Source organism: Methylomonas sp. Uni0011, assembly GCF_056850255.1.
The window spans coordinates 1-19,490 of the sequence record NZ_JBVVNO010000024.1 but is presented as its reverse complement, the minus strand read 5'-3'; the positions used below and the strand labels follow the sequence as shown (position 1 = coordinate 19,490).

The 19,490-nt window shown below is 53.4% G+C and carries 21 protein-coding genes; all 21 read right to left on the bottom strand.

Annotated elements, in window-relative coordinates; all coding sequences use genetic code 11:
* Nucleotides 1-4: 4 nt before the first annotated feature.
* The gene (locus AC0IM9_RS18590; protein ID WP_140913629.1) at nucleotides 5-751 is read right to left on the bottom strand and encodes a flagellar motor protein; all 747 of its coding nucleotides are present in this window, start codon (nucleotides 749-751) and stop codon (nucleotides 5-7) included.
* On the bottom strand, nucleotides 751-1,851 hold the full coding sequence (locus tag AC0IM9_RS18585; protein WP_482804975.1) for a protein-glutamate methylesterase/protein-glutamine glutaminase: 1,101 nt from the start codon (nucleotides 1,849-1,851) through the stop codon (nucleotides 751-753). The genes AC0IM9_RS18590 and AC0IM9_RS18585 overlap by 1 nt, the downstream gene beginning before the upstream one ends.
* Before the next feature lie 9 nt (nucleotides 1,852-1,860).
* A complete protein-coding gene (locus tag AC0IM9_RS18580) occupies nucleotides 1,861-4,107 on the bottom strand; it encodes a chemotaxis protein CheW (protein ID WP_482804974.1) in 2,247 nt (748 codons plus the stop codon).
* An 11-nt stretch (nucleotides 4,108-4,118) separates the two neighbouring features.
* Nucleotides 4,119-4,844, bottom strand: a complete 726-nt coding sequence (locus AC0IM9_RS18575; RefSeq protein WP_140913626.1) for a protein phosphatase CheZ — start codon at nucleotides 4,842-4,844, stop codon at nucleotides 4,119-4,121.
* Between the two features lie 16 nt (nucleotides 4,845-4,860).
* Complete coding sequence (locus AC0IM9_RS18570) at nucleotides 4,861-5,235, bottom strand: chemotaxis response regulator CheY (protein ID WP_445372419.1); 375 nt, start codon at nucleotides 5,233-5,235, stop codon at nucleotides 4,861-4,863.
* A 101-nt stretch (nucleotides 5,236-5,336) separates the two neighbouring features.
* Nucleotides 5,337-6,083 (bottom strand): RNA polymerase sigma factor FliA, encoded by a 747-nt coding sequence (locus AC0IM9_RS18565; protein ID WP_482804973.1) that lies wholly within the window; start codon nucleotides 6,081-6,083, stop codon nucleotides 5,337-5,339.
* Entirely contained in the window at nucleotides 6,080-6,913 is an 834-nt protein-coding gene (locus tag AC0IM9_RS18560; RefSeq protein ID WP_222101925.1) for a MinD/ParA family protein, read from the bottom strand. The genes AC0IM9_RS18565 and AC0IM9_RS18560 overlap by 4 nt, the downstream gene beginning before the upstream one ends.
* Nucleotides 6,914-6,944: 31 nt before the next feature.
* The gene (gene flhF / locus AC0IM9_RS18555; protein ID WP_482804972.1) at nucleotides 6,945-8,360 is read right to left on the bottom strand and encodes a flagellar biosynthesis GTPase FlhF; all 1,416 of its coding nucleotides are present in this window, start codon (nucleotides 8,358-8,360) and stop codon (nucleotides 6,945-6,947) included.
* 18 nt (nucleotides 8,361-8,378) lie between these two features.
* Nucleotides 8,379-10,475 (bottom strand): flagellar biosynthesis protein FlhA, encoded by a 2,097-nt coding sequence (gene flhA / locus AC0IM9_RS18550; RefSeq protein WP_482804971.1) that lies wholly within the window; start codon nucleotides 10,473-10,475, stop codon nucleotides 8,379-8,381.
* 18 nt (nucleotides 10,476-10,493) lie between these two features.
* Nucleotides 10,494-11,621: a flagellar biosynthesis protein FlhB gene (flhB, locus tag AC0IM9_RS18545; RefSeq protein WP_445372415.1), complete on the bottom strand. Its 1,128-nt coding sequence runs from the start codon at nucleotides 11,619-11,621 to the stop codon at nucleotides 10,494-10,496.
* Nucleotides 11,622-12,398 (bottom strand): flagellar biosynthetic protein FliR, encoded by a 777-nt coding sequence (gene fliR / locus AC0IM9_RS18540; RefSeq protein WP_482804970.1) that lies wholly within the window; start codon nucleotides 12,396-12,398, stop codon nucleotides 11,622-11,624.
* Nucleotides 12,395-12,664: a flagellar biosynthesis protein FliQ gene (gene fliQ, locus AC0IM9_RS18535; RefSeq protein ID WP_445372413.1), complete on the bottom strand. Its 270-nt coding sequence runs from the start codon at nucleotides 12,662-12,664 to the stop codon at nucleotides 12,395-12,397. The genes fliR and fliQ overlap by 4 nt, the downstream gene beginning before the upstream one ends.
* 8 nt (nucleotides 12,665-12,672) lie before the next feature.
* Nucleotides 12,673-13,428 (bottom strand): flagellar type III secretion system pore protein FliP, encoded by a 756-nt coding sequence (gene fliP / locus AC0IM9_RS18530; RefSeq protein ID WP_482804969.1) that lies wholly within the window; start codon nucleotides 13,426-13,428, stop codon nucleotides 12,673-12,675.
* On the bottom strand, nucleotides 13,415-13,858 hold the full coding sequence (gene fliO / locus AC0IM9_RS18525; protein WP_445372978.1) for a flagellar biosynthetic protein FliO: 444 nt from the start codon (nucleotides 13,856-13,858) through the stop codon (nucleotides 13,415-13,417). The genes fliP and fliO overlap by 14 nt, the downstream gene beginning before the upstream one ends.
* Before the next feature lie 5 nt (nucleotides 13,859-13,863).
* Nucleotides 13,864-14,316, bottom strand: a complete 453-nt coding sequence (gene fliN / locus AC0IM9_RS18520; RefSeq protein WP_140913617.1) for a flagellar motor switch protein FliN — start codon at nucleotides 14,314-14,316, stop codon at nucleotides 13,864-13,866.
* Between the two features lie 19 nt (nucleotides 14,317-14,335).
* Nucleotides 14,336-15,319: a flagellar motor switch protein FliM gene (fliM, locus tag AC0IM9_RS18515; protein WP_140913616.1), complete on the bottom strand. Its 984-nt coding sequence runs from the start codon at nucleotides 15,317-15,319 to the stop codon at nucleotides 14,336-14,338.
* Nucleotides 15,320-15,862, bottom strand: a complete 543-nt coding sequence (locus AC0IM9_RS18510) for a flagellar basal body-associated FliL family protein (protein ID WP_445372411.1) — start codon at nucleotides 15,860-15,862, stop codon at nucleotides 15,320-15,322.
* 285 nt (nucleotides 15,863-16,147) lie between these two features.
* Entirely contained in the window at nucleotides 16,148-17,224 is a 1,077-nt protein-coding gene (gene fbaA / locus AC0IM9_RS18505) for a class II fructose-bisphosphate aldolase (RefSeq protein ID WP_140913614.1), read from the bottom strand.
* 104 nt (nucleotides 17,225-17,328) lie between these two features.
* The gene (locus tag AC0IM9_RS18500; RefSeq protein ID WP_140913613.1) at nucleotides 17,329-18,318 is read right to left on the bottom strand and encodes a transaldolase; all 990 of its coding nucleotides are present in this window, start codon (nucleotides 18,316-18,318) and stop codon (nucleotides 17,329-17,331) included.
* Nucleotides 18,319-18,567: 249 nt separating this feature from the next.
* The gene (locus AC0IM9_RS18495; RefSeq protein ID WP_482805007.1) at nucleotides 18,568-19,263 is read right to left on the bottom strand and encodes an LPXTG cell wall anchor domain-containing protein; all 696 of its coding nucleotides are present in this window, start codon (nucleotides 19,261-19,263) and stop codon (nucleotides 18,568-18,570) included.
* Between the two features lie 90 nt (nucleotides 19,264-19,353).
* On the bottom strand, nucleotides 19,354-19,490 hold a 137-nt coding region (locus AC0IM9_RS18490; protein ID WP_482803537.1), incomplete at its 5' end, for a transketolase-like TK C-terminal-containing protein.

Here is a 19,490-nt window from a genome sequence, read left to right as displayed (position 1 = left end):
TTCCTTACTTCTCGATCAAAAACCCGGACAATTTCAACTCGATATTGCGCGGATTTTCGCCTTCGGCGATCGAAGAAATCCCCTCGATCACCATCTCTCGCGCTTGGGAGACCTCGAAAATCAGACTTTTCAGCTTATTGGAGATCGGAATGAACAGCAAATTGGCTAGGCCGACGCCGTATATCGTCGCCACAAATGCGGTGGCGATGCCGCTGCCCAATAACTCGGGTTTGGCCAAATTCTGCATCACGTGTATCAAGCCGATTACCGCGCCGATAATGCCGATAGTCGGCGCGTAGCCGCCCATGGCCTCGAATACGCGTGCGGCCTGGTTATCCAAGTGCTCCTTGGTCGTCAACTCCACTTCCAAACAATCGCGAATCACCTCCGGCTCGTTGCCGTCTACCAAAAGTTGCAGGCCTTTTTTGGCGAAGGTGTCTTTTTCGCTATCGATGACGGCTTCCAAACCGAGCAAGCCCTCTTTTCTGGCCAGCGTGCTCCAACGCACGATCTTATCGATCTGTTTTTTCAACTGCAGATTTTGCGGCATAAAAATCCAAGCCAAAATGCGCATGCTGCGCAGAAACACCTTGGGCGGAAATTGCAGCAAGGTCGCCCCCAAAGTCCCGCCCACCACGATGACGAAAGCGTGAAAATTGACCAGGGCACCGATCTCGCCGCCGCCCATCAGATTGCCGCCGATTATCGCGGCAAACCCGATCAAAACCCCCAGAACGCTAAGAATATCCATCAGTGCAATTTGTTAAATTGGTTCGCAATCTCGTCCAGCGAATAAACATGATCGGCCAGCCCGGCTTCGGCAATCGCTTTCGGCATGCCGTAAATCGTGCTGCTGGCTTCGTCCTGCGCCCAAATCTGCGCACCGTGCTGGCGCAATTTCATCGCGCCGAGTTTGCCGTCAGCCCCCATGCCGGTCAGCACCACAGCTAACACCCGGCCATTGAAGTTATCGGCCAACGAGCTAAATGTGATATCGACACTGGGGCTGTAGATTTCGCCGGATTGTTTGGGCCGCAAGGTTATTTGGCGGGAGCCCGGCGTTTGTTTGAGTTGCATTTGTGCGGCGCCGGGACTTAACAGCGCCAGTCCGGGTTGTAGCATATCGCCGTCCTGAGCCTCTCTGACTTCGATGTTGCATAGCGAGTTCAGCCGCTCGGCAAAGCTCTTAGTGAAGTTGGGCGGCATGTGCTGCACCAGCAGGATCGGCAACGAGCAGTCAGCCGGAATCCGACTCAACACATATTGCATAGCCACCGGCCCTCCGGTCGAAGCGGCGACGGCCAACAGATCGACTTTGCCGTGTCCGGCTGGCGTCGGTTTGGCCGCCAACCCAAAATCTTTGCCGGCAACCGGAGTGCGGGTCCCGGTCAGGACACCGCTGTCTCTGCTGATGCCGGTCTCACCGATCGTTTTAGCAGAATTCAGTTTCACTCCCTGTCCCGCGACCATTCTGACCCGGTACCGCAACAGGTAGCGGGCGGTTTCCCGGTTGGCATCGATGTCCTCCAATTGCTTGGGTAGAAAATCAATGGCGCCGGCGCTAAGCGCATCCAGCGTCGCCTTGGCACCAACCTGAGTCATAGCCGAAAACATCAGAATCGGCACCGGCCGGGTACTCATGATGCGCTTGACGGCGGAAATACCGTCCATCACCGGCATTTCCACATCCATGGTAATTACATCCGGTTGCAGCGCTGCCGCCATATCGACCGCTTGCCGCCCGTCGTGGGCCACGCCCACTACTTTGAATTCTTGGTCTTCTTCCAGAATTTCGGTGATTCTGTGGCAGATGAAATGGGAATCATCGACTACCAATACCCGAATGGCCATATCGCCAGATCAAACCGCGTACTTTTTCATCAAGCCCGGCACATCCAAAATCAGCGCGATTTTACCGTCGCCGGTAATAGTCGCTCCCGCCAGCCCTTCCAGACCGTGTAATTTGGCGCCTAACGCTTTGATTACCACCTCCTCCTGACCGATTAACTGATCCACCACAAATCCGATATGACGGCCGCCGGCATTGACCACGACGACATGGCTAGTGGCTTGGACTTCGCTGCTGGCGTAATAATCCTTAACCAACCATTCGCTGAGATAGAACAAAGGCAAGGCCTTGTTCCTGACCATAACCACCAACTGGCCGTCCACCTTGTTAGTTTTACTCAGATCCAAATCCAGAATTTCCAACACGCTGGCCAGCGGCAAAGCAAACGCCTGACCGCGCAGTTTCACCATCAGCGTCGGCATAATCGCCAAAGTCAGCGGCACTTTGATAATGATTGTGCTGCCCTTGCCTTCGACCGAATCGATTTCAACCACACCGTTCATTTGCGAGATTCGGGTTTTTACGACGTCCATGCCCACACCGCGGCCGGAAACGTCGGAAATTTCGTTCTTGGTGGAAAATCCGGGCAGAAAAATCAGGTTGTAACATTCCTTATCGTCCAGCCGTGCGGCAGATTCTTCGTCCATCAGGCCTTTTTCTACGACTTTAGCCCGCAATAAATCCGGATTCATGCCTTTACCGTCATCCTTGATCGACAGCTGAATGTGGTCGCCTTCCTGCGAGGCTTTCAGGATCACAACACCCTCGCGCGGCTTGCCTTTTGCCTCCCGCTCATCCGGCGACTCGATACCGTGATCAACGGCATTCCTGACCAGATGCACCAACGGATCGGCCAAAGCTTCGACCAGATTTTTGTCAAGATCGGTTTCTTCCCCGACCAGCTCCAAGCGAATTTCCTTTCTTAGGCTGCGCGCCAAGTCGCGCACGACGCGCGGGAAACGGCCGAACACTTTTTTGATCGGCTGCATGCGGGTTTTCATCACCGCCAATTGCAAATCGGCGGTCACCACGTCCAAATTGGATATCGCCTTGGACAACTGTTCGCCGGCCTCGGCGTTGGCCTTTAAGGTCTGGAACCGATTACGCACCAACACCAATTCCCCGACCATATTCATGATGTCGTCCAGGATCTGGGTGTCGACCCTCACGGTAGTGTCGGCTTGCGGTGCGGCCTTGGCTTTATCCAGGCCTGGGTCCATCGCTGTAGCCTTGTTGGTCGGACGTTCGGCATCGTCGGCAGCTACCGGAGTAACCGCAACCGGCTCGGGTTTGGCACGAGCGGCTGGCTTGGCAACAACCGGCTCAGCCGGCGGCTCTGCGCTCGGCGTATCCTCGCTGCGCAGCTGCGCGGCGGGAGCTGTGGATACATCGATATTTTGCAGATTGGCGGCATCGAATTTACCTTTGCCGTGCAATTCATCAAGGATCTGATCGAACTCCTGTTCGCTGATGTCACCGGAATCCGCCGTTGGCGTGCTTGAAGGTGGTTCCATCGGCGTTTCGACACTACCCGAAAATTTGCCTTTTCCATGCAATTCGTCGAGCAAATTTTCGAATTCTTGCTCGGTTATTTCGTCATCAGCGACTGCCGGAGCGGATACGGCGGCGGGTTGAGTTTTTGCCGTGGGCGAGCCGCCTTTACCGTGCAATGCATCCAATAAATTTTCAAACTCTTGCTCGGTAATCTCGTCGGAATCGGCTGCCGATTCATCGCCGGCCAACAACTCCTCCGGATCCAGCATGGCGTCGAAATCCTGCATCGCAGAGCTTTGCGCGACAATCGGCGGCACCGGCTCCACGGGCGTTTCAACGGCTACCGCTTCGGCTGCCGCCATCTCCCCCGGTCCGGCAGGCTCGGCGTAAGCCTTCAAACGGGTCAACAGGCCTTTGTCCGCGGGTCTGGGTGCATTGCCGGATCGGACCTGGCCGAACATTTCGTTGACGATATCAACCACTTGCAGGATCACGTCCATCAAATCCGGCGTAACTTGGCGATCGCCCTGCCGCAATACGTTAAATACATCTTCAGCATTGTGGCAAACATCCACCAATTCGCTAATCGCTAGAAATCCCGCACCGCCTTTAATCGTATGAAAGCCGCGAAAAATCGCATTCAGTAAATCCAGATCGCCAGGCGACTGTTCCAACTCAACCAGCTGCTCGCCCAGCAAATCCAGAATTTCTCCGGCCTCAACCAGAAAATCCTGCAAAATTTCATCGTCCAGATCGATCGCCATAACGTTTTTCCTCAAAAACCTAGACTAGACAATAAGTCATCGACATCGACCTGGCTCGTCGCAACATCGCCCTCTCTATCATCGACACCTGGCACCACCGGCCCCGGCAATTCGTTCTCGTGGGCCGGTTTCTGCGTATTTGGCCCGACTTTACGGCTGGAAATTTTGATCAGATTGACCATGCTGTTTTCCAGATCCTGCACCAAATCGATAACGCGGCGAATGATTTGGCCGGTGATGTCCTGGAACCCTTGAGCCATCAAGATATCGTTCAAGCCCGCCTGAATTTTGTCCAATTCCAGCCGCGACTGATTGAAATACTGGCTCAAATCGGCACTCATGGCCTTGAATTCGTCGAACGGCATTTCCCGATCGAGAAAACGGTTCCATTGCCCCGCCAGTTGATTGACCCGATTACTTAATTCGTCCGAAACCGGCAGCAAATCTTCCACCGCCGTCAAGGTTTGGTTAGCGGCCTGTTCGGTCATCGCAATGACGTACTGCAAACGCTCCTTGGCATCCGGTATGTCGTGTTCGGTCATTTCGGTGATCTTCGAATCGACCGAGAAACTCACCATGGTGTCGTGCAATTGCCGAGTCAAGCGTCCGACTTCCTGGAACAACTGCGTCTCTCTGACGCCGGCAACCTGATCCAGAATCTGGTCGGCAGTCGCTTCGTCACCTTTTTCCAAGGCTGAAACCAGTTCCCGGGCCAATTGCAATAGCTCATTATTCATAGCGCGCTTCCTGGTGTTAGCCGTCGATACGTTCGAAAATCTTTTCGATTTTTTCTTTCAACGTCGCAGCCGTAAACGGTTTGATCACATACCCGTTTACGCCAGCTTGCGCGGCCATGATGATCTGCTCGCGTTTGGCTTCGGCGGTCACCATCAAAACAGGGAGATTGGCCAGACTCGGCGTCGATCTGACCGCCTTAAGCAGGTCTATGCCGGTCATACCGGGCATATTCCAGTCAGTAATCAGGAAATCGATCCCGCCTTTTTCCAAAATCGGCAGTGCGGATTTGCCGTCGTCTGCTTCTACCGTGTTGGTAAAACCGAGATCTTTTAACAAGTTTTTTACTATTCTCCGCATTGTCGAAAAATCGTCGACAATCAGAATGCGCATATTTTTATCCAAGGAAAATCTCCACCCAGATCACATTATTTATTAAGAAACAACCAGGCAAATTGCCGAAACTCACGAAAAAACCTTGAAATAACCGCAATTTAGCAGGACTTTTCATTATCTTTCCGTTCTATCCAATCCGCAAGCCTAGCACGCAAGCGCAACATGGCTTGGCTGCAGATTTGGCTGACTCTCGACTCGCTGACATCGAGAACCTTGCCGATCTCACGTAAATTTAGCTCTTCATCGTAATAAAGCGAGATCACCAGACGCTCCCGCTCCGGCAATTCCGCTATCGCTTTGGCCAAGGCCTTGCGAAAACTCTGCTGTAACAATAGTTCATCCGGCTGGTGATGGCCTTGAACATCGTCGATGATACTGTCTTCGCCCTGGATCAATTCTTCGACGCTAAAGGTCTTACAAGACACTGCGTCCTGCAAAATCTGGTGGTATTCGCCCAGATCGATCCCCATATGCTTGGCGACTTCGGCATCCTTGGCGTCGCGTCCCAAGGTATTCTCAAGCTCGCGTATAGCTTCCGCCACCATGCGCGCCTTTTTATGTACGGAACGCGGGGTCCAGTCCGAGCGGCGCAATTCGTCCAGCATCGCACCGCGAATCCGAATGCCGGCATAGGTCTCGAAACTGGCACCCTGGCCGGCGTCGTAATGTTTCAGCGCCTCCAGCAACCCCAGCATGCCGGATTGGATCAAATCGTCGAGCTGTACCGTATCCGGCAAGCGGCCCATCAAGTGGTAGGCAATCCGTTTTACCAATGGCGTATGCTGCGCCACCAAAGCGTCAATATTTGCGGACTGTACGGCCGCATACATTGCCGCTCCACTCATGCAACATCCTCTTTTGCACTGTACTGAATCATGCGTTCGACAAAAAACTCCAAGTAGCCGCCGGCTTTCGGTTTGATCGGCCAATGGTCGATCTTTCTCGCCAAATTTTTGATTGCCAGGGCCGCTTTGCTTTGCGGAAAAGCTTCCACCACCGGTACCTGTTTTTGCACCGATTTTTTCAAGTATTCGTCTTGCGGCACCGCACCGACAAATTGCAAAGCCACGTCCAGGTAGCGGTCGGTCACCTTGCTCAATTTATTGAACAACGCCTGGCCGTGCTCCGCCGACTGCACCATGTTGGTAATAATGTGAAAGCTGTTTAAACCGTAGTCTCGGTTCAGCAATTTGATGTAAGCATAGGCGTCGGCCAGCGAAGTCGGTTCGTCGCAAACCACGACGATAATTTCCTGGCAGGCGCGGGCGAAATTGACCACGCTGGCCGAAATGCCGGCCGCGGTATCGACAATCAGCACGTCCAGTTCTCTATCGATCTCGCTGAACGCGCGAATTACACCGGCCTGCTCGACACTGGACAGATCCGACATACGTTGTATCCCGGAAGACGCCGGAATAATTTTCAGCCCGGCAGGACCGGTCATCATGATGTCTTGCAAGCTTTTCTCGCCGTTCAGTACGTGCGACAAGTTAAATTCCGGAAACAGGCCCAATAGAATGTCTACGTTGGCCAATCCCATATCGGCATCGAGTATGGCGACCCGCCGGCCGATCTTGGCCAGCGCCACGCCAATATTCACGGAAAGGTTGGTTTTGCCTACCCCGCCCTTGCCGCTAGTCACGGCGATCACTCGTACCGGTTTCATATGTCTCATCTGTCTTATTCCAGCTGCTTGATCGAATGGCTTATGCATGGCTTTCCGCCAACCACTCGCCGTAATTCAATTCGCCGCCATACGGACTGTCGCCTTCGCTACCGCTCATGCACTGCCGAATCAAGGTGTCGGCTTCCGGCTGATAAATATCCTCCGGTACTTGTTGGCCATCGGTAATAAACGACACCGGCATCCGCCGTTCGATAACAGCCGACAACGCAGTTCCCTTACTGACAGCCTCGTCCATCTTGGTAAGTATAGTCGCTTGTGGCTCGAGTATTCGGAACGCATCCATAATTTCCAGCATTGCTTTGTATTGCGTCGTTGCCGACATCACCAGGTAAGAACGGATCGGCAAATCGCCGTGTTGTAGAGTTTTCAGCTGTTCGGCCAAACGCATATCGCGCTGACTCATGCCGGCCGTATCGATCAAAATCAGGCGTTTGTCGGCAAAGCTATCGATGTGCCGACGCAACTCGTCCGCATCGCCGGCCACTCGCACCGGGACATCCAGAATTCTGCCGTAGGTGTTGATTTGCTCATGAGCCCCGATCCGATAATTATCGGTGGTGATCAATGCGATTTGGCGGGAGCCGTGCTTAAGAATGAATTGTGCTGCCAATTTGGCGACGGTCGTGGTTTTACCAACGCCGGTCGAACCGACCAACGCCGCAATACCGCCTTGCTCCAGCAAGCGATCGTCGGCAATCGGCACCAGCCCGGCCAACATTTCTCTGGCCTTATCCATCGCCAACTCGAGGTTTTTATGGCTGCCCAGGCGGTTGGCAATTTTGCCGGACAAATGTCTGGAGAAACCGTAGTCGCCCAAGCGCTCGCGCAATTCCTCGTGCATGGTCTGACCATGTTGCGGCATTTGCATGACGATACCGGACAGCTTGGCGTCCAACATACTGCGCAGCTCCTTCATTTCCTGGCGCATTTCGTGGATGAATTTGTCGGGCGCAGTAGCTTGAACCGGCCGCGGATCGAGCGGCGCCGGTTTCAATTTCGGGTCGGCGCCGGCCCAAGCCGGTTTTTCCGCAGGACGGACTTTTTCAGCTATTTTCTGCGCCTGACTATTGCCGACCTGGAGTTTTTCAGCGTAGCCGATGTACTGGTCCATGTGGCGTCGTATCGGATTTTCCGGCAGCGAACCGTCCGCATTACGTTTTCTGGCGCTGGGCAACACATGTAACGATTTTTTGTCGCCATCGAAATCGGGCAAATCGACTTTCTTCGGTTCGCGCACCGGCGCCGGCGCCTTTTCTTCCTCGCGCTGTTTCAGATTCCGGTGGATCACCTGCTCGTCGAAATCGCGGGCCGCCACGATTTCGACACCGCCGTCCACAGACTTGTTGGACATAATCACCGCATCGGCGCCCAATTCTTCTTTGACCATGCGCATGGCCTGCCGTATGTCTGCTGCAAAAAAGCGTTTGATTTTCATTGCGCAACCTCTGTTTTATTAACGCTGCCCCACTGTCGAAACCACCCTGATCTGCCGATCTTGGGGAATTTCGTTATAAGCCAGCACATGTAGCCCCGGTATCGAATGGCGAACGAAGCGAGCCAACCAAGGACGGATGAAGGAAGACACCAGCAAAACCGGTGCTTGCCCTTCCATTTCCATCCGCTGCGCACTGTCCTCCAGGGATTTGTGCATCTGCTCGGCCAGACCCGGCTCCAAGCCGGCCCCGCTCTCGCCCGCCGTTTGCAATGACTTATGCAATATCTGTTCCAACCCTGGATCGAGGGTAATAACAGGAATTTCAATCTGTACCCCATTGATTTCATGCACAATTGACCGGCCTAACGAGGCACGCACCGCCGAAGTTAAGATGTCCGGATCTTGACTCTTGACCCCGTACTCCGCCAAAGTTTCGGCGATGGTCCGCATATCCCGAATCGAGACCCGCTCTTGCAGCAGGTTTTGCAACACTTTTACCAACACGCCCAACGGCAGGGTTTTCGGCACCAAATCCTCGACCAACTTCGGCGCCAGCTTGGCCAGGTTATCCAGTAACTGCTGCGCCTCTTCGTAACCGAACAGTTCGTGGGCATTGCTTTGCAAGACATGGCTGAGATGAGTGGCGACAACGGTGCTCGGATCGACCACTGTGTAACCCAGAGTCTGCGCCTGGTCTTTTTGATTGCCGTCTATCCAGACCGCATCCAAACCGAAAGCCGGATCCTTGCAAGGCGTACCCGGCAAACTGCCGAACACCCGGCCGGGGTTAATCGCCATTTCTTTTTCCGGCATGATATTGGCCTCGCCGACGCTGACCCCCATCAACGAAATCCGGTATTCCGTGGGCGCCAGATCCAGGTTGTCGCGAATATGTACCGACGGAATCAGGAACCCGAGTTCTTGCGACAATTTCTTGCGCACGCCTTTGATCCGCATCATCAACTGGCCGCCCTGGTTGCGGTCCACCAGCGGAATCAGCCGGTAGCCAACCTCTAAACCGATCGCGTCGACCGGCATCACATCGTCCCATCCGAGCTCTTTGATTTCGGCCTTAGCCGCTTGCGGCGAGGCGATATTCACCGCCGCCAAGGCGGTTTCCTCCTCCAATTTACGGCGGCGATCGATCAAATAGGCGCCGCCGGCCAAAGTCGATGCCAGCAGGATGAATACCAGATTCGGCATACCGGGAATGATGCCGAGCAAGCCCATCACTGCCGCGGTGACCAACAGGGTTTTCGGATCCTCGAACATCTGCGAGGTCAATTGCTTGCCGATGTCCTGTTTGGCGCCGCGTACCCTGGTTACGACCATCGCCGCGGCCACCGACAGTAACAAGGACGGAATCTGGGCGACCAAGCCGTCGCCAATCGTCAACAACACATAGACGTTGGCCGCATCGGAGAAACTCATGCCGTGTTGGCCGACACCGATCGCCAACCCGCCGATCATGTTAACGAACATAATGATGATGCCGGCCACCGCATCGCCGCGCACGAATTTGCTGGCACCGTCCATAGAACCGTAGAAGTCGGCCTCGGCGGCCACCTCTTCGCGCCGGGCACGCGCCTCGTCCTGATTGATCAGGCCGGAATTCAAGTCGGCGTCGATCGCCATTTGCTTGCCGGGCATCGCGTCCAGGGTAAACCGCGCGCTGACTTCGGCCACCCGCCCGGCACCCTTGGTCACCACCATGAAATTGATCACGATCAGGATCACAAACACGACGATACCGACTGCAAAGTTGCCGCCGATCACGAACGAGCCGAATGCCTCGATCACTTTACCGGCCGCATCGCCGCCCTCGTGGCCGCGAATCAGCACAACCCTGGTCGACGCCACGTTCAACGCCAACCGCAGCAACGTCGCAATCAGAATCACGGTCGGAAACGAGGCGAATTCCAACGGCTTCAGGGTGTAAACCACCACCAGCAGGATAATCAGCGAAAACGCGATGTTGAAGGTAAAAAACAGGTCCAGCACGAACGGCGGTAGCGGCAGGATCAACAGCGACAACAGCATGATGATCAGCAGGGGCGCCCCCAGGCCGAGGCCGGTGACCATTTTCAAGGCATTGGTTAATTTGCTGAAATCCATAACGGGCTCGGTAAGACGCTATTGTTTGAAATCATCGGGCACCGGGACGTCGCCCGGCGGCACCGGCTTGATCCAGCCGTATTGAGAGGAAGCGCGTAATTGGTAAACATAGGCCAATACCTGCGCGACCGCCAAAAACAGGCCGCGCGGGATTTCCCGGTTCAAATCGGTGGAATAGTACAAAGCGCGGGCCAACGACGGCGCCGCTACCAGCGGCACTTTGGCGCCTATCGCCAACTGCCGGATCTGCGCGGCAATCAAATCGACGCCTTTGGCGACCAGCACCGGCGCTCCGTTGCCGCTCTGTTCGTATTTCAATGCAACAGCAAAATGGGTCGGATTGGTAACGATGACATCCGCACTGGGAACTGCGTCCATCATCCGCCGTTGCGCCGCTTCCATTTGCAGCCGCCGTTGCCGGCCTTTGACCTCCGGACTGCCCTCCTGCTCCTTGGATTCGTCGCGGACTTCCTGCTTGGTCATTTTCAGTTGCCGCTGGTAATTCCACAGTTGGTAAGGCGCATCCAACATCACCAGCAACACGAACGTGGCGCTTAAAATCAGCAGCGAGACCGATATCATTTCGCCGGCCTGCTGCACCGACTGCGCAATCGGCAGCCTGCTCAATGCCATGAATTCGTCGAAATTCCATTTGAACAGATTCCACGCCACCAGCGCCACCAATACGGTCTTCAACACCGCCTTGACCAATTCGACCACACCCTGGACGCCGAGAATTTTTTTGACACCGGCCAAAGGATTCAATTTGGCGAAATTAAAGGCAAAGCCTTCGCTGGTAAAGTTCCAGCCGCCCAACAGCGTCGCCGCCAGCAAATCGAAAACCGCCAACACCGCCAAGAACGGCAGAATGATCCAAACGCCGTCGGCAAAAGCCGTTTTTAGGTAGGTGGTCAAGGTCACCGGGTCGAAAATTTGCTCGCGCGATACTCGCAGCGGCCGCTTCATCACCTCCAACAAACCATGCCACATGCCCTGGCCGGCATAAAAGAACAGCGCCGAACTGACCATCAGCGTGACAAAGGTATTCAGTTCTTTGGAGCGGGGAACCTGGCCTTTTTTACGCGAGTCGGTGAGCCGCTTGCCGGTGGGGTCTTCGGTTTTGTCCTGACCGGATTCTTCCGCCACTTACTGCAACCTCAACAACTCGTTCACCAACGCGAAGCCCTGGTGCAACATATCGGCGAAGACTTCCAGCAAGGTCGGTAATCCTACCCAAATCAAGACCATCCCCAACATGATGGTTACCGGAAAGCCGACGCCGAAAATCTGCAATTGCGGCGCAGCTTTGGAAGCCACGCCAAAACTGATATTGACGAACAGCAACGCTGCCATCACCGGCATTGCCAACAATAAGCCGTCGGCGAATATGGTGCCGCCCCATAACGCCACCCGCCACAAATCGGCTTTTCCGATTCCGGTTGCCGCAACCGGCAGGGTATGGAAGCTTTGCGCCAGCATTTCGATCAACAGCAAATGACCGTCCACGGCCAAAAACAACAGACTGCCGCTGATCACGAACAATTGCGCCACGACCGGGACTTGCACGCCCGAGACCGGATCGACCATCGAGGCGAAGCCAAGCCCCATGCTGTAGGCGATGGCCTGACCGGCGAACAGCATGATTGAAAACACCATTTGCAGAATGAAGCCGGCAGTAGCGCCCAGGGCAACCTGTTGGACGGCGACCAGTAAACCTTGGTAACCGAATACGTCGATTGTCGGCATGGTCGGCAAAGTCGGAAATATCGCCAAAGTGATCAGCAGGCTGGCGATCACGCGGACCCGGGCCGGCAAGGCGTTAACGCTGAAAACCGGGATGGTGATGAACATCGAACTAATGCGAAAGAATGGCCAGATGAAACCGGCGAGATAGCCCAATATCTCGTTTTCGGTGACGTTCATCCGATCAAGGAGGGAATATCGCGCATCAAGTCCTGGAAATAATCGATCAGCATTTGCAGCATCCCCGGACCCGCAATCATTAGTACCACGATAATCGCGACCAACTTGGGGATGAAGGTCAGAGTCTGCTCCTGGATCGAGGTTGCCGCCTGAAACATCGAAACCAGCAAGCCCACGACCAGGGAAGCGATCAATATCGGCCCCATCAGTTTCAGGCCGATCAATACCGTGTCCTGCGCTACGTTTGAGATCGTTTCCGGAGTCACATTCAGGCCTACACGTAAAAACTGGCCGCCAGCATTTCCATGACCATGGTCCAACCGTCGGCCAGCACGAACAACATGATTTTAAACGGCAAGGACACGATCATAGGCGACAGCATCATCATCCCCATCGACATCAGTACGCTGGCCACAACCAGATCGATCACCAGAAACGGCAGGAAAATCAGAAAGCCGATCTGAAATGCGGTTTTCAATTCACTGGTGACATATGCCGGCACCAACAACGAAAACGGCACGTCTTCGGGTTTGTTGATTTGCTCGCGGCCGGATATCCGGACGAAGGTATCCAAATCCGCCTCGCGCGTTTGCTTTAACATGAATTGTTTGAAAGGTTCCGACGCCTTTTGCAACGCGGTGACTGCATCGATCTTTTCTTCCAGGTAAGGCTGTACCGCGGTTTCGTTCACCTTGTCCAGCACCGGGGTCATAATGAAAATCGTCAGGAATAACGACAACCCCAGCAAGACTTGGTTGCTGGGAGCTTGCGCTGCGCCAATCGCCTGCCGCAATAGCCCCAACACGATCATGACCCGGGTAAACGCGGTCATCGACAGCAATAACGCCGGCAGCAGCGTCAATAGCGTCATCAGCGCCAAAATCTGGATCGTGACCGTATAGGTTTCGCCGCCTTTGGGATTACTGGTCACCGCAATAGCATCCACACCGGGCACAGCCTGCACCCCGGCAGCCCACAGTAATCCGCAGCCTCCCAGCAAAACCAAAATCAGCTTACTAGGCCCGTTCATCAGCTTTACTTTGCATGGCTTGCAATAATTTCTTCGCAAACGGGCTGACACTTTGCGGGTCGGACTGGTCGGCGAATAAGCGTTGCTCGCCTTCCAACTCGAGTAATTTGTCGATACGGCCGCTGCTGACACCTAACAATAATTCTTTTTCGCCGACGCGGACCAAAATCAGCTTTTCCCTCAAGCCCAGTGACAGCCCAGCCAGTACCGCTAATTTGTTTTTGCCGGTAAAACCCAATCCCCCGGTTTTTTTCAGCGCCCAGGCCAACGACAAAAACAGCGCCAACACCAACAGCAAGGCCAACACCCATTGCGCCACGTCCGCTGAGGTCACGAGTTTGGCCCCCGCCTTGGGCGCGGTGGGCAAGTCTTCGGCCCAAGCACAGGACACCAGCCCCATCGCAAATATCAACCTTGCCAGACTTTGCACAATACTCAACCCAGTTTTCGCACCCGTTCCGAAGGGCTGATAATATCGGTCAAACGGATACCGAATTTGTCGTTTACCACAACCACCTCGCCGTGGGCCACAAGCGTCCCGTTAACCAGCACGTCCATCGGTTCTCCCGCGAAACGGTCCAATTCCACTACCGAACCCTGGTTAAGCTGCAACAGGTTACGGATATTGATCTTGGTTCTGCCGATTTCCAGCGACACGGTAACCGGCACATCCAAAATTACGTCCAGCTTCACCTCTTCGCCGCCAGCGGTCGGCTTGGGCTTACTGTCGCCCAAGTCCGGAAATTCGGCGGTGGAATAGCCGCTTGACCCCTTCGACACAGCCGCTTGTTCCTTCAAGGCATCGCCCCAATCCGCTTCCGCTTCGGCTTCCGCCTGCTCGTTCATGGCCGCGGCCCAATCGTCACCAATTTCGTCGTTCTCGCTCATCTCAATCCCTTCCCATGTCTCAAATATTATCGAGCGTCATTTTGTCAATAATTTCAATAGCATAATTGCCATCCGACAAGCCTAGCTTACCGCGAAATACCGGCACGTTCTCAACCTCCAACAACACGGTCTCCGGCAATTCGATCGGTATTACATCGCCTTTTTTAAGCGCGATGACTTCGCTGATAAACATTTCTTTTTCAACTAATTTGCTGTTCAATGTGACTTCGCTACGCATGATTTCGACCCGTAACGATTCCTGCCAACGACCATCGACTTCTCCTCGGTCGCTGGTGACAGCGTCTAATAACTCTCTGATCGGCTCAATCATCGAATACGGCATCGCGATGTTGATGTCGCCGCCGCCGCCCTCCAATTCCACGTGTATCGTCGATATGACTACGATCTCGGAAGGGCTGACGATATTGGCAAATTGCGGGTTTACTTCGGAATTAATGTATTCGAACTCGACATCCATCACCGGCTTCCAGGCTTCAGCCAAGTCCTTGAAAATCATGTCGATAATCAAGCGGATGATCCGCATCTCGGTAGGCGTGAACTCGCGACCTTCGACCTTGTTGTAAAACTGGCCGCCACCGCCAAAAAAGTTATCCACGGCAGTGAATACCAAGCGCGGTTCCATCACAATCAACGCCCGGCCGCGCAATGGCGACATCCTGATCACGTTCAAATTGGTCGGAACGAACAAACCCTGAATGAATTCGGAAAACTTCTGTACCTGTATCCCGGATACCGATATCTCGGCCGCACGGCGCAAAAAGTTAAACAATGCGATACGGAAATGGCGAGCGAAACGCTCGTTGACCATTTCCAAGGTCGGCATCCTGCCGCGAACGATTCGTTCTTGGCTATTGAAATCGTAAAGTCTGGTCGCCCCGCGACCGCGTTCGTCGTCGTCGGCCGCCGTTTCGACATCGCCGTCGTCTACGCCGTGCAGCAGCGCATCAATTTCATCCTGGGAGAGTAAATCGGCGGTAGACATTTATTGCATTATGAAATCAGTGAAATAGACTTCTTTAAGCGTATTCTTGCCTGCCATCTTTTCCAAAACCTTGCCAATCTCTTGTTGCATCATTGCCCGCAATTCCTGCTTACCTTCCAATGTCTTCGCTTTGTCGGCACCCACCGAGCTAATGACCATCAGTAAATTGTTCCGGATCATCGGCTCGTGTTTTTTCATGGCTTCTATGCTGGCTTCGCCTTTGGTTAAAACGGTCAGCGAAATTTTGATGACCCGGGCACTCGCCCCGCTCGGATAGTCGACCAGTAGGGGGGTAGGAAACGCATAATACACATCGGGCTCGGCCGGCTTGTCGTGATCCGTTTCGGCTTCATGCGCGGACGACTCGGCATGTTTATCCTCGCCATGTTTTGCCTCGGCCGCTTCTTTGCCATTCTCGGCCGGTTTGGCCAAGAAAAAATAAGCGGCTCCACCGCCACCCAACGCCAAGACAACCACCGCAATAATGATTATCAGTTTTTTGGATGATTTTTTTCCTTCGTCTTTTCCTTGAGTTTCAGCCATTTTTCACCTTTTTTACTCTTAAAGCACAACGCATGCCACGTTATTGGTCAAACCGAAAACCAAGAGTATGCCGACTCAGTGTTTTTCGATCATACAAGAAAAATCATGGTTTTAGAATGATAGTATAGTCGGCCGAACGAATACGGCGAGGCTACAAAACCGAATTTAGCGTGCTGAGACAGCATGGACTGACGGAACGGATCGTCAACAATTTGACTAATTGCCAACGACGGGTAAGCGGGAAAGCTGCAAAAGCAGAATGCTTTTGCAGCTGGATAGCACTCGTTACAAAGAGTTGACGGCGTTCAGTTCTTGGAACGCTTGCTGCAGACGGACAACCATGCCTTCTTGGCCGGCGCGTTGCCATACCCGAGGATCATAGTATTTTTTGTTCGGCTTATCGGCGCCTTCCGGATTGCCGATTTGGCCTTGCAAATAGCCTTCGTTCTTCTTGTAGTAGTTCATCACGCCTTCCCATGAAGCCCATTGGGTATCGGTGTCGATATTCATTTTGACGACACCATAGCTGATGGATTCTTTGATTTCCTCCGGAGAAGAACCCGAGCCGCCGTGGAAGACAAAGGTCAATGAGTTATTCGGCAGGCCGAATTTTTCGGACACGTATTTTTGCGAGTTGTCCAAAATTTTTGGGGTCAGTTTGACATTACCGGGTGAGTACACGCCGTGAACGTTACCGAATGATGCGGCAATGGTGAAGCGGTGGCTGATTTTGCTCAAGCGCTCGTAAGCGTAGGCAACATCCTCCGGTTGGGTGTACAACGCAGAGTGGTCCATGCCGCTGTTATCGACGCCGTCTTCTTCGCCGCCGGTGCAACCCAATTCGATTTCCAGCGTCATGCCCATTTTCGACATGCGCTCCAGATATTTACCGCAAATTTCGATATTTTCTTCCAGGCTTTCTTCGGAAAGATCCAACATGTGCGAGCTGAATAGCGGTTTGCCGGTCGCTGCGAAATGTCTTTCACCTTCATCCAGCATACCGTCTACCCAAGGCAGCAATTTTTTAGCGGCATGGTCGGTATGTAAAATCACAGGCACGCCATAGAGTTCCGCCATCCGGTGAACATGGTGCGCGCCGGAGATTGCACCGTGAATCGAACAGCCTTGGCCTTCCAATTTCAAGCCTTTGCCGGCAACGAACGCCGCACCGCCGTTGGAAAACTGGACGATAACAGGTGATTTGGCTTTGGCCGCCGCTTCTAAAACGGAGTTAATGGTATCGGTGCTGATTACGTTAACCGCTGGCAGTGCAAATTTGTTTTCTTTGCAGATCGCAAAGACTTTTTGCACATCTTCACCGGTGACGACGCCAGGTTTTACTACATCTAAAATTTTTGCCATGAATTTTACCTATATAACAATGAACAAAGGCCGCGTACTCGATTCGGCGGCCTTGCATATCAACTTAAGTCGCGCACAACATTGATTGTGCGCGATTACAGCGCTTACGCTTCCAGCGCCGCCAAACGGTCGGCCAACAATTTCTCTAGAGTTTCCAATGCCTTGGCGAAACCGTCGATACCTTCTTTCAATTTCTCATTTGCCATGCGGTTTTCTTCGTGCATACGCTCGAAAGTCGCTTTATCAACACTGATTTTCTCGATAGAAGCGGACGCAGCTTTGGCCGGATCCAGTTTGCGCGGCAGTTCGCCTTCAACAGATTGCAACTCAGCCAGCAAGGAAGGCGCAATGGTCAACAAATCGCAACCAGCCAGTTCGGTAATCTCGCCGAGGTTACGGAAGCTTGCACCCATTACTTCAGTCTTATAGCCGAATTTTTTGTAATAGTTGTAAACTTCAGTTACCGACAAGACACCTGGATCTTCATCCGGTGCGTAAGAATCGCGACCGGTGTCTTTTTTGTACCAGTCCAGGATACGGCCGACGAAAGGCGAGATCAGCTGAATACCGTTTTCAGCGCACGCGATCGCTTGATGCATGCCAAACAGCAGGGTGAGGTTGGTGTGAATGTTTTCCTTTTCCAGCACCGCGGCAGCTTGAATGCCTTCCCATGTCGCAGCGATCTTGATCAGAATCCGCTTCTCGGTGTCGATACCGGCAGCTTTATACTGAGCGATAATGTCGCGAGCCTTGGCCAGAGTACCTTCGGTGTCGTAAGACAAACGAGCGTCAACTTCGGTTGAAACGCGGCCTTCAATGATTTCCAGTATTTTTAAACCGAATGAAACCGCCAGACGATCGAAAGCCAAGGAAGCGACTTCCGCAGGAGACGCGCTAGCGCCCAAAGTTGCGCGAGCCGATTTCAAGGTATCGTCGACGATGCCTTGATATTGTGGCATCTGTGCTGCAGCGGTAATCAAAGATGGGTTGGTAGTCGCATCGCGCGGCTTGAAAGTTTCGATTGCTTGAATGTCGCCGGTGTCGGCCACCACGACAGTCATTTCACGAAGTTGTTCTAATAAGTTTTTTGCCATAAAAATATCCTCGGTTAATGTATTCCCTTTGCGTCGGCAAAATCGTTGCTGAACTGGAACGCTTCAGCTACCGATTCGCACTTGATGCTTGATGGGGAGTTTTTCCAAAATTGGGTATATGAGACTGAATCGCCACTTGACATATTTTGAGGCCATTTGGCTCTCCAAAACACGCTAAGTGGCGATTCCGCAGATAACGGCGGGACAATCACCCCACCGGACTTCTACCTAAGAATAATTCGCGATAAATTACACTTTATCGCGCAAATACTTTTCCACGCCTGTGGCTTTCGCCGCAGCGCCTTCTCTGTCCTTGATGATTTGCTTCGCCATATATTTAGCAACACCGGTTGCAGGAGTGGAGTCTTGTTTCTCCAAATACTTAGCAACGCCGGTTTTATTAATACCCAGTCTGTCGATATATTTTTCGACACCTGTAGAGCCGCTAGCATCGCCGTAAGTCGCGTCTGAACCACCGCCGGAAGCGGAACCGGCTCCACCTTTCTTGTTAAACAGGAAGAAGCCAACAGCGGCCAAGGCGACCAAGCCCAACAAACTGTTGTTGGACGAACCTTTTTCTCCGGCACTTGAACTTACCTCCTCGCTAGCGTCGCTGCTCGCTGCCGACGCAGACGATGCGGAAGACGAACGGGCACCAGGTGCTTGCGGAGCGGTCTTATCGTGTTTATAAGCCGAGTCGCTGAAAACTACTTTGGGCTGGAAATTGGTCGCAGGATAATTTGGATCGTTTTCTACCACTTCTACAGCTTTAGCAGCCGGCGCAGGCGCGGCTGCTTTAGCGGCAGGAGCTGCTTCCGGTTTGTAATCCGGATTGGTATACAGAACTTTTGGCTGATAATCAGCCGCCGGATAATCCGACTCTGCCATTGCTACGGAACTGGTCAGCAATAACGCCGCCATTACGCCTTTTGTCAATTCATTCATTTTCACGTCTTTCACCTATAGCTGTTGGAAAAGAGAAGCCCGGCCATTTGATATTTCAAAAGCCGGAGCTTCGCCTACTGATTATCAAAATTAAAGAACGGCTTCGACGTTAGCGACGACATTGTCCACGGTGAAGCCGAACTCTTTGAAGAGCTGGCCGGCCGGGGCCGATTCGCCGAAACGGTCCATGCCCACCACGCGGCCTTGGCTGCCGGCATATTTCCACC